At 70.0% G+C, this 13,286-nt stretch carries 9 protein-coding genes; 1 reads left to right on the forward strand and 8 read right to left on the reverse strand.

Features of this window, described 5'->3' with window-relative positions; all coding sequences use genetic code 11:
• Window positions 1-45: 45 nt before the first annotated feature.
• Together QK288_RS12645 and uvrB are read right to left on the reverse strand one after the other, a co-directional pair.
• Window positions 46-960: an SDR family NAD(P)-dependent oxidoreductase gene (locus tag QK288_RS12645; protein ID WP_281264659.1), complete on the reverse strand. Its 915-nt coding sequence runs from the start codon at window positions 958-960 to the stop codon at window positions 46-48.
• Window positions 950-3,028 (reverse strand): excinuclease ABC subunit UvrB, encoded by a 2,079-nt coding sequence (gene uvrB, locus QK288_RS12650; protein WP_281267583.1) that lies wholly within the window; start codon window positions 3,026-3,028, stop codon window positions 950-952. Before uvrB ends, QK288_RS12645 begins: the two co-directional genes overlap by 11 nt.
• Before the next feature lie 215 nt (window positions 3,029-3,243).
• On the opposite strand from uvrB, the gene QK288_RS12655 reads away from it, so the two are divergent.
• The gene (locus QK288_RS12655; RefSeq protein WP_281264660.1) at window positions 3,244-4,572 is read left to right on the forward strand and encodes an MFS transporter; all 1,329 of its coding nucleotides are present in this window, start codon (window positions 3,244-3,246) and stop codon (window positions 4,570-4,572) included.
• 297 nt (window positions 4,573-4,869) lie between these two features.
• On the opposite strand, the gene QK288_RS12660 is transcribed toward QK288_RS12655, so the two are convergent.
• The 6 genes from QK288_RS12660 to QK288_RS12685 all read right to left on the reverse strand — a co-directional run bounded on the left by QK288_RS12660 (window position 4,870) and on the right by QK288_RS12685 (window position 12,770).
• Window positions 4,870-6,096 (reverse strand): acyltransferase, encoded by a 1,227-nt coding sequence (locus QK288_RS12660; RefSeq protein WP_281264661.1) that lies wholly within the window; start codon window positions 6,094-6,096, stop codon window positions 4,870-4,872.
• On the reverse strand, window positions 6,093-7,604 hold the full coding sequence (locus tag QK288_RS12665) for an AMP-binding protein (RefSeq protein WP_281264662.1): 1,512 nt from the start codon (window positions 7,602-7,604) through the stop codon (window positions 6,093-6,095). The genes QK288_RS12660 and QK288_RS12665 overlap by 4 nt, the downstream gene beginning before the upstream one ends.
• A 22-nt stretch (window positions 7,605-7,626) precedes the next feature.
• Window positions 7,627-8,739 carry a hypothetical protein gene (locus QK288_RS12670; RefSeq protein WP_281264663.1) on the reverse strand — a complete coding sequence of 371 codons (1,113 nt, stop codon included), beginning with the start codon at window positions 8,737-8,739 and terminating at the stop codon, window positions 7,627-7,629.
• Window positions 8,736-9,338 (reverse strand): dephospho-CoA kinase, encoded by a 603-nt coding sequence (gene coaE / locus QK288_RS12675; RefSeq protein WP_281264664.1) that lies wholly within the window; start codon window positions 9,336-9,338, stop codon window positions 8,736-8,738. The genes QK288_RS12670 and coaE overlap by 4 nt, the downstream gene beginning before the upstream one ends.
• 108 nt (window positions 9,339-9,446) lie before the next feature.
• On the reverse strand, window positions 9,447-10,904 hold the full coding sequence (rpsA, locus tag QK288_RS12680) for a 30S ribosomal protein S1 (protein WP_281264665.1): 1,458 nt from the start codon (window positions 10,902-10,904) through the stop codon (window positions 9,447-9,449).
• Between the two features lie 186 nt (window positions 10,905-11,090).
• A complete protein-coding gene (locus tag QK288_RS12685) occupies window positions 11,091-12,770 on the reverse strand; it encodes a DUF885 domain-containing protein (RefSeq protein WP_281264666.1) in 1,680 nt (559 codons plus the stop codon).
• Window positions 12,771-13,286 lie beyond the last annotated feature (516 nt).

Raw genomic sequence — 13,286 nt, forward strand, 5'->3', positions numbered from 1 at the left:
CGTCGATTCTACGAAGGAGGTCCGACATTCGGTCCGGGAACGGCATCAGACGAGTGCGTCGAGAGCGAACGCGACCCCCGAAGCACGCTCGCTCGCCTGCCAGAGCCGTGCCGCTGCTCCACGGTCGTGCGCGCGCGGCTCGGCCGGGACGACCGCCGCTGGACCGCGGAGCTGCATGGGGCCGCCGGGACCCCAGTACTGCCCGGACCGGACGTCGTCGCCCACCGCGGCGTGGACGAGCGGGTGGGCCCCGGCGTCCTTGCCCTGTGCGTACAGCCGTTGCCCGGGTCGGGTCCACGCCGGCTCGGTTCGTGCGGGAGCGATCGCGGGACGCGACGGTGCGAGGGAGTCCAACGAGAGGCCGGGGTGCGCGACCACGCTCGACACCGGGGAACCGGCGTCCGCGAGTCGCTCGGCGAGCTCGAAGCCGAAGAGCATCACCGCGAGCTTGCTGCGGGCGTACTGCCGGTAGCCGGAGTAGTGCCCGACCCGGAACGGATCCGACGGGTCGAGCGATGCCCATCGGTGCGCGATCGACCCGAGGTGGACCACGCGTCCCGCGGTCTCCTCGAGCAGTGGGAGCACGAGCGCGGTGAACGCGAAGTGTCCGAGGTGGTTCGTCCCCATCTGCAGCTCGGTCCCCTGCGCGGTGAACCGCTCCGTCCTCGATCCCACGACGCCGGCGTTGTTGACCACGGCGTCGATCGGGCCGAGTGCACCGAGCGCTGCCGCCGCTGTCCGGACGACGTCGAGGTCGGCGAGGTCCACGTGCAGGTGCTCGAGCGCCGCGTCGGGAACGTGTCGGCGGATGCTGTCGGCGGCCGCCGTCGCACGCTCGGGGCTGCGGGTGGCGAGCACCACCCGGTGCCCGGCCGCGGCGAGCTGCTCCGCCGCGAAGTACCCCAACCCGGCACTGGCGCCGGTGACGACGACGGTCTTCCGCGGCTGCTCAGCGGACATGCCCGGCCGACTCCATCTGGCGCAATGCCTTCTTGAGGTCCTGGACCTCGTCACGCAGACGTGCCGCGAGCTCGAACTTCAGCTCGGTGGCCGCCTGGAGCATCTGGTCGTTGAGGTCCGCGATGGTCGCCTCGAGCTGGGTCGCGCCCTCCCCGGCGATGCCCCCGCGCTTGAGCGACGGCGTGGGTGCCCGACCGCGGTCCCGCGCCCCACCACCCCGACGTTCGAGCAGCTCCTGCGTGTCGTCGTTCTCGCGGGCGAGCTGCTCGGTGATGTCGCCGATCTTCTTGCGGAGCGGCTGCGGGTCGATGCCGTGTTCCAGGTTGTACGCGACCTGCTTCTCGCGACGGCGGTCGGTCTCCTCGATGGCCTGCTTCATCGAGTCGGTCATCTTGTCCGCGTACATCAGGACCTGGCCGGACACGTTGCGCGCGGCACGACCGATCGTCTGGATGAGCGAGGTCGACGAGCGGAGGAAGCCTTCCTTGTCGGCGTCGAGGATCGCCACGAGCGAGACCTCCGGCAGGTCGAGGCCCTCACGCAGCAGGTTGATGCCGACCAGGACGTCGTACACACCCTGTCGCAGCTCGGTCAGGAGCTCCACGCGCTTGAGCGTGTCGACGTCGGAGTGCAGGTACCGGACCCGGACCCCGGCGTTCCCGAGGAAGTCCGTGAGTTCCTCGGCCATGCGCTTGGTGAGGGTCGTGACGAGCACCCGCTCGTTCTTCTCGACGCGCTGCTGGATCTCCTCGAGCAGGTCGTCGATCTGCCCGTCGGAGGGCTTGATGACGATCTCGGGGTCCACGAGGCCCGTCGGTCGGATGATCTGCTCGACGACGCTGTCGGTGACGCCGAGCTCGTACCGACCGGGCGTGGCCGACAGGTAGACCTTCTGACCGGCGCGCTCGAGGAACTCCTCCCACGTCAGTGGACGGTTGTCGAGGGCACTCGGCAGGCGGAACCCGTGGTCGACGAGGGTGCGCTTGCGCGAGGCGTCGCCTTCGTACATCGCGCCGATCTGCGGCACCGTGACGTGCGACTCGTCGATGACGATGAGGAAGTCGTCCGGGAAGTAGTCGAGCAGGCAGTGCGGCGCTTCCCCGGGCATGCGGGCATCGACGTGCCGCGAGTAGTTCTCGATGCCGGAGCAGAAGCCGATCTGCTCCATCATCTCGATGTCGAAGGTGGTGCGCATCCGGAGGCGCTGCGCTTCGAGGAGCTTGCCCTGCCCTTCGAGCTCGGCGAGCCGCTCGGCGAGTTCTTCCTTGATGGTGCCGATCGCCCGGTGCATGACGTCGGTGTCGGCGACGTAGTGCGACGCCGGGAAGATCGACACGGCGTCGAGGTCTTCGATCACGGAGCCGGTGAGCGGGTGCAGGGAGCTGAGTGCTTCGACCTCGTCGCCGAACATCTCGATGCGGATCGCGTGCTCTTCGTACATCGGGATGATCTCGATGGTGTCACCACGCACACGGAACGTCCCGCGGGCGAAGTCGACGTCGTTGCGCTGGTACTGCATGGCGACGAACCGGCGGACGAGCTGGTCGCGGGAGATCGTCTGCCCGCGGTGCAGCGCGACCGAGGCGTTCATGTACTGCTCCGGCGTCCCGAGGCCGTAGATGCAGGACACCGTCGAGACGACGACGACGTCCCGCCGGCTCAGCAGCGAGTTCGTCGTGGAGTGCCGGAGACGTTCGACCTCGGCGTTGACCGAGGAGTCCTTCTCGATGAAGGTGTCCGTCTGCGGCACGTACGCTTCCGGCTGGTAGTAGTCGTAGTACGAGACGAAGTACTCGACGGCGTTGTTCGGCAGCAGTCCGCGGAACTCGGTCGCCAGCTGGGCGGCGAGCGTCTTGTTGTGGGCGAGCACCAGCGTCGGCCGTTGGACCTGCTCGATGAGCCAGGCCGTGGTCGCCGACTTGCCGGTACCGGTCGCGCCGAGGAGCACCACGTCGGTCTCACCGGCGTTGATGCGACCGGCGAGCTCCGCGATGGCCGCCGGCTGGTCACCGCTCGGCGAGTACTCGCTGATGACCTCGAACGGACGGACCGCGCGGGTGGGTTCGATCGCAACTCCCATGCCGTCAACACTAGGCGCGACCACCGACACCGAGGGGTCCCGCTCGCCCACGGCGTACCCCGTCCGCGCGCGGGCCGTCCATCGGTCCCCGCAACGAACCACAAAGGACGCTGATAGAAATCAGGTCTAGCGTCCCATCCGTTCAGCACGCGCAGCGATCTCCCCGCAACGCCCCGAAGACCCGAAGACCCGAAGAGGCTCCCATGACGACGGCGACTCCCACCGCACCGGCGAAGGGCACACCGTTCCGCGGACGCATCCGTGGGCGCGTGCTCATCCTGCTGTGCTTCATGTACGCGATCTCGTACATCGACCGCACCAACATCTCCACCGCACTCCCCCACATCACCGAGGAGTTCGGCTTCAACGAGGCCACCGCCGGTCTCATCGTCTCCGCCTTCTCGCTCCCCTACGCCCTGTTGCAGGTGTTCGGCGGCACGATCAGCGAGAAGTTCGGGCCCCGCAAGGCGCTGTTCGTCATCACCGTGATCTGGGGCGTCGCGACGCTCTGGACCGGGTTCGCCGTCGGCTTCTGGACCCTCTTCGCCGCACGTGCACTCCTCGGGCTCAGCGAGGCCGCGGCGTTCCCGACAGCGACGCAGGCCATGAGCCGCTGGATCCCGCGCGACCGGAACGGCTTCGCCCAGGGCGTGGTGCACTCGGCTGCCCGACTCGGCAACGCGCTGGCGCCCCTCGTCGTCGCCTACTTCATCGCGATCAGCGGCTGGCGACTCGCGTTCTTCGCCACCGCAGTGCTGTCCTTCGCGTGGGCCGTCGTGTGGTGGTTCTTCTTCCGCGACAAGCCGGAGTCGGCGAAGGGCATCAAGCAGGTCGAGCTCGACGAGCTGCCGCCCGTCGAGACTCGCGCGACGCGTCCCCCGGTGCCGTGGGGCCAGATGGCGAAGCAGATCCTGCCGGTCACCTTCGTCGACTTCGGGTACGGCTGGACGCTCTGGGTGTTCCTCACCTGGCTGCCGACCTTCCTGAGCTCGACCTACGGCCTGGAGATCGGCGACTTCGCCCTCTTCACCACGCTGATCCTGCTCGCCGGTGTCGTCGGGGACACCGTCGGCGGCATGCTCAGCGACCGGATCATCCATCGAGGCGGGAACACCCGCAACGCGCGACGCAGCATCCTCGTCGTCGGGCTCGGCGGGTCGCTCGTGTGCCTGATCCCCCTCGTCATCGGCCAGGGACTCCTCGTCGCCACGATCTCACTGGCGCTGTCGTTCTTCTTCCTCGAGCTCTGCAACGCGAACCTCTGGGCGATCCCGATGGACGTCGCACCGCAGTGGTCCGGGACCGCGTCCGGGTTCATGAACACCGGGTTCGGGATCGCCGGCGTGGTCTCGCCGATCGTCTTCGGACTGCTCATCGACGCGTCCGGGTGGCAGCTGCCATTCGCCCTGTCCTGCGCGCTCCTCGGCGCCGCCGCCGTCGTCGCCTGGTTCATGAAGCCGCAGCGGCTCACGATGACCGACGGTGTCCTCGAGGTCGGCACCCCGAAGGCGGAGCAGCAGCAGGCGTCCTGATCCCTCGCGGGGCCCGCCCGGTCCGCCGGGCGGGCTCCGTCGTGTCCGAACATCGCACCCCGCTGTGTGCTTCGCGCCCCTGCATGACGGGGCGCGAAGCACACAGCGGGGTGCGGTGCGGACGCGGCCCGCTGACGGACGGGAGGCTCGTGGCGGCGTCGCCACGAGCCTCCCGTCCGTCGCGTGGTCGGCCCGCCCGACCGGTCAGACCGCGCATAGGTGGCAGGAACGCGCGTGGGAGGTCGGAAAATCCGACCTCCCACGCGCGAAACGACCGCCTACGCGCGATTCGACCCGCTACGCGACCGCCGCCTGCCGCTTCGCGGCGCGTGCGGCACGCGCCTTCCTGGACGACAGCGACGGTCGACCCGTGAGCGGCACGCTGAGGGGTGTCCAGCGGAACACCTCGGTGATCGCGACGGCGAGCACCACCACCAGCACGTACGTGACGAGCGTCAGCCACGGCTTCGGGACGAGGCCCTCGAGCCAGCTGTCGCCGTACAGGAGCAGCCAGATGACGAGCGGGTGGCTCAGGAAGATGCCGAACGAGCGGTCCGAGGCGTAGTCGACCGCCTTCGCGAGGCGACTGCCGGGGACGCGCTTGTCCGCCCACGCGGCACCGATCGCCAGGAACGCGACGAAGACGATCGTGCTCCAGACGACCTCGATCGGCTGCAGCGGCGTCCCGGCGGCGTACGGGGAATTGCCCGCGAGCAGGTGGATCGCGAACACGACGACCGTCAGCAGCGCACCGCCGGCGAACGACCACATGATCGCGCGCCGGTACTTCCGGATGAAGCCGAGGAACCCGTCCGCGTGGTCGGCAGCGATGGCCCCGGAGATGATGAAGAACACGTACGAGAAGAAGAACTGCTTCTGGTACCCGTGCATCCACGCGTCCGTCGACGGGAAGTACTTGTAGCAGGCGAAGATGCCGAGCTGCACGACGAACGCGACGACGAGCAGTGTCACGTGGTGCCGCCGGGTCCTGCGGACGACCCACATGATCGCGGGCAGCAGGAGGTACACCTGCATCGTGACGAGGAGGAAGTACAGGTGGTACTTCGCGGTGCCGGTGACGATCCCCTCGGCGTACGTCGTGACGAGCGCGGGGACGTCGCCGCGTTGCCCGGAGTCGAGCAGCCAGGCCGACGCCACGTAGACGAACGACCACGCCAGGTAGGGCACGCCGACGAGCAGGAAGCGCTTCGGCCAGAACACCGACATGGGCTTCGGGCGGATCGTGTAGCTGTACACGAGCACGAACGCCGTCAGGGTGAAGAAGACCAGGCGCGTGAAGTGCAGCAGCGACAGCAGCCCGGCGAGGCCGATGTCGTCCGACGCCATCGTGTGGCTCGTGGTGTGCACGCCGAGCACGCACGCGAACGTCAGGATGCGGAGGACGTCGATCTCGTACAGGTGCCGCGGCCGCCCCGCCGCGGTCCTGGTCGGGGTCTGCACGCCGGTCGGGGCGACGCGCGGCGCGGCGTCCGCCGTTCCCGTGCCGGTACCCGTCGCGGTCACGAGTGCTCCGCCATGCTCCGCACCCGGGCGCGCTGGATCTTGCCGGTGGGTGCCCGCGGCAGGTCGGGCACCACGACGATCTCGACCGGCCGCCGGAAGCGGGTGAGCTCGGCGATGGTCCGCTCGGTCAGGTCGGCCACGAGGGCGTCGGCGTCGACGGGCTCGTCCGGCTGCGGGATCACGTAGGCGATCGGCACGCTCCCGAGTACGTCGTGCGGACGTCCGACCACGACGGCCTCGAGCACGCGGGCGTCGCCGAGCAGGACGTCCTCGACCTCGGAGGGGTAGACCTTCTCGCCGCCGCGGTTGATCACGTCGTCCGACCGTCCGGCCAGCGACACCCAGCCGTCCTCCGACACCGATCCGACGTCGCCCGTGGAGAGCCAGCCGTCGGCGTCGAAGCGTTCCGCCGCGCGGCCGAACAGGTACGAGTGCACGATGCCGGGTCCGCGGACCCAGAGCGCGCCGACCTCGCCGGCGGGCAGCGGGGCGCCGTCCTCGCCGCGGACCTGCACCTCGGAGCCGACGGGCACGCCGACCGTGCCGAGTCGCGCCGGAGCGTCGAGCGGCGTCGCGGTGATCTGGCTCGCGCCCTCGGTCATCCCCCAGCTCACGACGAGCGGGGTGTCGCCGAGCGCCGTGCGGACCGGGTCGGGCAGTGGCGCCGACGCGCTGCGGACGAAGCGCAGGCTGGGCGGGAAGTCGAGGGGGCCGGTCTTCGCGAGCACCGCGAGGATCGCCGGGACCGCGTTCAGCCAGGTGATGCGCCGTTCGGCGAGCAACTCCCAGAACCCGGTGCGACGGAAGCGCCGGTCGAGCACGAGCGTCGCGCCCGCCACCAGCGTCGCGAGCAGCCCGACGACCTCGGCGTTGACGTGGAAGAGCGGCAGGGAGTTGAACCCGCGGTCGTCCGAGTCGAGCTGGTTGTGCTGCGCGACCGCCCGGGCGACGAAGAGCAGCTGCGACTCCGGGAGTTCGACGCCCTTCGGCATGCCCGTCGAGCCCGAGGTGAACAGGACCACGGAGCCCTCGCCGGGAGCGTCCGGGGCATCGCCCGGCAGGTCGCCGTCACGGACGTCCGCCGGGAGGCCCGTGGCCGGGTCGACGCGCGCGGCGGGCGTCCCGGGGATGGTCGAGTCCACCTCGCGATCGGACACCACGATGGAGGCTCCACCGAGCAGGTCGGCGAGCCGGGCCGGCTCGGTGACCGGCTGTCCGGTGTCGACCGGGACCGCTCGACGACCGGTGGCGATCGCAGCGAGGTGCACCACCGCGAACGCGAGCGGGTCGCCGACGTCGACGAGGACCGCGCCGGACGAAGGGATGCCGATCACGTCGAACGTCGACGCCCAGGCGCCCACCGCGGCATCGAGGGCGCCGTAGCGCAGGACCCGGTCGGACCGGGCGTCCTCGAGGAAGACGCGATCCGTGTCCGCGGAGGCGCGCTCCCGGATCAACGAGCGGAGATCGGCGGGTGCGGGTTCGGGTGATCGACCATCGTGCTGCACCACCCAATGGTAGTTCTCGTTCCTATGACGTCCCGGAGGACGTCGTCGGGGCCGCCTGTGGGACGTCGGTGGCACCGGCATCCGGTCCGGGCTCGATGGGGAGCGGGAACCGCCGGAGCAGCCACTGCCACAGCCCGAGCATCCGCGGCTGTCCGTCGTCCGCGAGCGGTGTGGTGTCCTTGATGATGCGCGAGTGCGACTCGTCCGGCGTCCCCACCTCGATGTCGGTGAGGATGGCGTGCGGGTCCCAGCCGTCCGGCGGCGCTGCGGTGTCCGTGCGCCACGGGCCGTCCGGTCCACCCGACGTCGCGGGTGCGTCGAGTCCGAGGACCCGCCACGAACCACGGATGCGCGGACCGAAGACGTCACGGACGTCGTCGATCGCGTACATCTTCGACGCAGGGGTCCGACCGGGACGGTCCATCCACGCCGCGTGTGCCGGCCCGAGTGACTCCACCGGCGACGAGAACATCAGCGCGCCGAGGACCGGACGGATGTGCGCGATGTAGGCGGCCTCTCCCCCGCCCTGCGAGTGCCCGGCGACGACGATGTCCTGCCAGGCGATGTCCTCGTTCGAGGCGACGAAGCGGCCCCAGCCGCCCTTCGGGTCGACGTCGTCGAGGTGCGCGATGGCGTCGCGGAACCGGGAGACGATCGATCCGGCCGGAGACACCTTGCTGAACTCGGACTGCCTCGTGCCGTCGAACCGGTTCCGCTGCACCTGTCCGTAGCACTGCGGATCGGCCTCGCACGTGCCGGACAGGGTCTTGCCGAGGTTCCAGTAGTCGAGCCCGAGCACGTGGTAGCCGTCACCGAGCGCCGTGGTGAGGAAGCGCTGGTACTGGGCGGGCTTCGCCCTGGTGGCGGGGAGGAACAGGAGCAGCGGGCCGTCCGACGCCGTCCTGGCCGCGAAGTCGTCACGGTTCGGCTCCAGCCGCTCGCCGTCGATCGCGCCGAGCCGGAAGCGGTGGAACTCGTCCTGCGGACCGTGTGTGTTGCGTGGCTGGGCGTTCGCGGGCTGCCGTCCGTGGTCCTCGACGCGCTGCTCGCCCATCACGTTCGCCGCGACGAGTGCCGCGGCGCCGATCGCCACCAGGACGACCAGCGCGATGACGATCAGCAGACGGTGCCTCATCGTCCGACCCGGGACCACACCTCGTCCGCGGACCGGATGGTGTCGGCCACGGAGCCCGTGGCGTCGACGACGTGGTCCGCGAGCGCGAGGCGCTCCGCGTCGGAGGCCTGTGCACCGACGCGCCGTTCGGCCTCGGCACGGGACATCCCACGGTGTGCCACGAGTCGTTCGATGCGGTCGGCCGCCGGGGCGTCGACGACCACGACGGCGTCGAACTGCAGCGGGCGGTCCGCCTTCGCCTCGGCGAGGAGCGGCACGTCGTACACCACGACCGCGTCGGGGTCCGCTGCGGCGGCGGCGTCGAACGCGAGCTGGGCGAGGCGCCACACCTCCGGGTGGGTGATCGCCTCGAGGTCCTTCCGTGCCGCTGGATCAGCGAACACGACCGTGCCGAGCGCAGGGCGGTCGAGCGAGCCGTCGGCAGCGATCACATCGGGACCGAACCGCTCCGCGACACGTGCAAGCCCCCGGCTGCCGGGAGCGACGGCGTCCCGTGCCAGCCGGTCCGCATCGACGATGACCGCGCCGTGCTCGGCCCACCGACGCGACACGGTCGACTTCCCCGCGGCGATGCCGCCCGTCAGTCCGATGATGCGCACGGCAACAGCGTACGGGTCGGACGCTCCCGAAACGCCGGAAGCCCGGCACCCTCTCGGGGTGCCGGGCTTCCGGCGCACTCGGTGCTACGCAAGGCAGCACCGGCTCGATCAGTTGGTCGAGCTGAGCTTCTCGCGGAGCGCCGCGAGCGATGCGTCGTCGGCCAGGGTGCCCTGACCGGCCTGCTCGCTCGTGAACGACGAGGAAGCGCTGGCCGGGAGGTCGAAGCCACCCTGCGCCTCTTCGGTCAGCGACTTGGCGACCTGCGCCTTGTGCGCCTCCCAGCGACCCTGAGCGGCGGCGTACTGACGCTCCCACTCTTCGCGCTGAGTGTCGTAGCCCTCGAGCCACTCGTTGGTGTCCGGGTCGAAGCCGTCCGGGTACTTGTAGTCACCCTTGTCGTCGTACTCCGTCGGCATGCCGTAGAGCGCCGGGTCGAACTCGCTGCCCTCGGGGTCGACGCCCTCGTTCGCCTGCTTGAGGCTGAGCGAGATGCGGCGACGGTCGAGGTCGATGTCGATGATCTTCACGAAGACCTCGTCGCCGACCGAGACGACCTGCTCGGCGAGCTCGACGTGCTTGTTCGAGAGCTCCGAGATGTGGACGAGGCCCTCGATGCCGTCCGCGACGCGGACGAAGGCACCGAACGGCACGAGCTTCGTGACCTTGCCCGGTGCGATCTGACCGATCGCGTGGGTGCGGGCGAAGACCTGCCACGGGTCTTCCTGGGTGGCCTTGAGCGAGAGCGACACGCGCTCGCGGTCCAGGTCCACCTCGAGGATCTCGACGGTGACTTCCTGACCGACCTCGACGACCTCGCTGGCGTGCTCGATGTGCTTCCAGCTGAGCTCCGAGACGTGGACGAGACCGTCGACGCCGCCGAGGTCGACGAACGCACCGAAGTTGACGATCGACGAGACGACGCCCTTGCGGACCTGGCCCTTGTGGAGGTTGTTGAGGAACGTGGTGCGCGACTCGGACTGCGTCTGCTCGAGCAGGGCGCGGCGCGAGAGGACCACGTTGTTGCGGTTCTTGTCGAGCTCGAGGATCTTCGCCTCGATCTCCTGGCCGAGGTACGGCGTCAGGTCGCGGACGCGACGCAGCTCGATGAGCGAAGCCGGGAGGAAGCCACGGAGACCGATGTCCACGATGAGGCCACCCTTGACGACCTCGATGACGGTGCCGGTGACGACCCCGTCGGACTCCTTGATCTTCTCGACGTCGCCCCACGCACGCTCGTACTGCGCACGCTTCTTCGACAGGATGAGGCGGCCTTCCTTGTCCTCCTTCTGGAGAACCAGGGCCTCGACCTCGTCACCGACGTTGACGACCTCGTTGGGGTCGACGTCGTGCTTGATCGAGAGCTCGCGCGAGGGGATGACGCCCTCGGTCTTGTAACCGACGTCGAGGAGGACCTCGTCGCGGTCGATCTTCACGACGGTGCCGGAGATGAGATCGCCGTCGTTGAAGAACTTCAGGGTCTTCTCGACCTCGGCCAGGAAGTCATCAGCCGAACCGATGTCGTTGATGGCGACCTGCTTAGGAGCCTTGGTCGTAGTGGTTGTCATGTAGAGATTGCTCCGAACGGACATGAGTCGGGCCAGGGCGACACGGGAGAATGACTCCCACATGGCATCGCGGTGGCGGTTGATTGTGGTGACGCGGATTGCGCCGCACAAGTCTAACCGGTGCGCGCGACCCCCCACAAGCGGGTGTGTCACCCGTGTCGCGGGGCGTCACACGAACCGGTGCGGTCAGTCGAGCAGCGCCGACCGGAGCGTGTCGAGGCCGATGCTCCCGAGCGCCAGCGCGCGGTGGTGGAAGGACTTCAGGTCGAACGCGGCACCCTCGCGCGCCGCGACCTCGTCACGGATCGACTCCCAGACGCGCTGTCCGACCTTGTAGGACGGCGCCTGTCCCGGCCACCCGAAGTAGCGGGCGACCTCGAACCGGATGAACGCGTCGTCCATGTTGACGTTCTCGCGCATGAAGTCGAGCGCGTACTCCCACGTCCAGCCGCCGCCGTCCGGGTTGGTCTTCTGCAGGTGGACGCCGATGTCGAGGACGACGCGGGCCGCCCGCATGCGCTGCCCGTCGAGCATCCCGAGCCGGTCGCCCTCGTCGTCGAGGAACCCGAGCTGCTCCATCAGCCGCTCCGCGTAGAGCGCCCAGCCCTCGACGTGGCCGGACGACCCGGAGAGCTGCCGGCGCCAGGTGTTCAGCTCGCCGCGGTTGTAGACGCCCTGGCTGATCTGCAGGTGGTGTCCGGGGACGCCCTCGTGGTAGACGGTCGTCTTCTCGCGCCAGGTCTGGAACTCGGTCACCCGCTGCGGCACGGACCACCACATCCGGCCGGGCCGCGAGAAGTCGTCCGACGGACCGGAGTAGTAGATCCCGCCCTCCTGCGTCGGGGCGATGCGGCACTCGAGGCGCTTGATCGGGTCGGCGATGTCGAAGTACACGCCGTCCATCGCTCGGATCGAGGCGTCGCTCGTCTCCTGCATCCACCGCTGCAGGGCGTCGGTGCCGTGCAGCATCCTGGCCGGGTCCGCGTCGAGCACCTCGACCGCGCGGGCGACCGACGCGCCGGGTTCGATGCGGTCCGCGATGCGCTCCTGCTCCGACCGCATGCGTGCGAGCTCCTCGAGCCCCCACTCGTACGTCTCGTCGAGGTCGACGACGGCACCGAGGAAGTGCCGGGAGTGCAGTTCGTAGGCATCACGGCCGACGGCGTCCACCGGGGTCGCCAGTGGCATCAGCTCGTGCTCGAGGAAGCGCCCGAACGACCGGAAGGACGCGGCGGCGACCTCGCCACGACGGGCGAGCTCCGCCCGCACGGCGTCCGGGACGGGCGACCCGTCGTCGAGTGCCGCACTCTCGGCGAGCTGTCGGAAGAAGCCGTCCTCGGCTCCGCTCCGAGCCGCCTGCTCGGCGACGAGCTCGACCTGGCGCCTGGCCGGGGTGACGTCCTCGCGCGTGCCCTCGAGCAGGGTCTCGCGGAACCCCTCCAGCGCGTCCGGCAACGCGCCGACGCGGTTGGCGATGTCGTCCCAGTCCGATGCCGTGGCGGTCGGCATCAGGTCGATGATCTCGCGGAGCGACTGCGCGGGGCTGGCGATGACGTTGAGGTCACGCAGGTGGAGCTTCCGGTCGTACGACTCGACGACGAGGGCGAGCTCGGCGCCGAGGTCCGTCTTCGTCACGCGGTCGACGGCGTCCACCGGCTCCGCAGCGGCCAGGGAACGAGCGGCCGCCTTCGCCGCGTCCGCCATCGCGGCTGCCCCGGCCGGCGAGGTGTCGCCGTACTCCCCCGTGCGCCCGGGGACGCCGATGTAGGTGGCGACCGTCGGGTCGAGGTCGACGAGGGTGGTCACCCACTCCTCGGCCACACGGTCGACGGCGGAGGGCTGGCGGGCGGGACGGTCTTCGGTCATGCCTCGACCCTACCGACGCGCGCCGGCCTCGTGCTCGCGCCCGCCACCCGCCTGCGCGACTGGTCACAACACCCCGCGCGCACATTCCCGACCGGTCAGAGAACGTCGCGCAGAGGTTACCCAAACGACCCTTCGCGACCACCCGGCGGACCTGAGCGGGGTGTTGTGACCAGTCGCGGGGAAGGCGACGGCGGCGTCGGCGCGCAGCGCAGGCGCGCGAGGCAGGCGCGCAAGGTACAGGCGTGCGGGTGCGTCGCGGGATGGGAGAAGTGGCACCAGGCGACCGGTCACAACACCCCGCGCGCACGCCCTCGGCCGGTCAAAGAACGTTGGTCAGAGAGCGCCCAGACGACGGTCTGCGTCCACCCGGCGAACCTGAGCGGGATGTTGTGACCAGTCGCGGGCGGGGCGAAGGCGGGCGGGGTGCAGGCGTGTGTCCGTGCGGGGTGGAGGCGGCGGGGTGCAGGCGTGTGTCCGGGCGGGGTGCGGGCGTGCGGGTGCGGGCGTGCGGGTGCG

Source organism: Curtobacterium sp. 9128, assembly GCF_900086645.1.
GTDB lineage: Bacteria > Actinomycetota > Actinomycetes > Actinomycetales > Microbacteriaceae > Curtobacterium.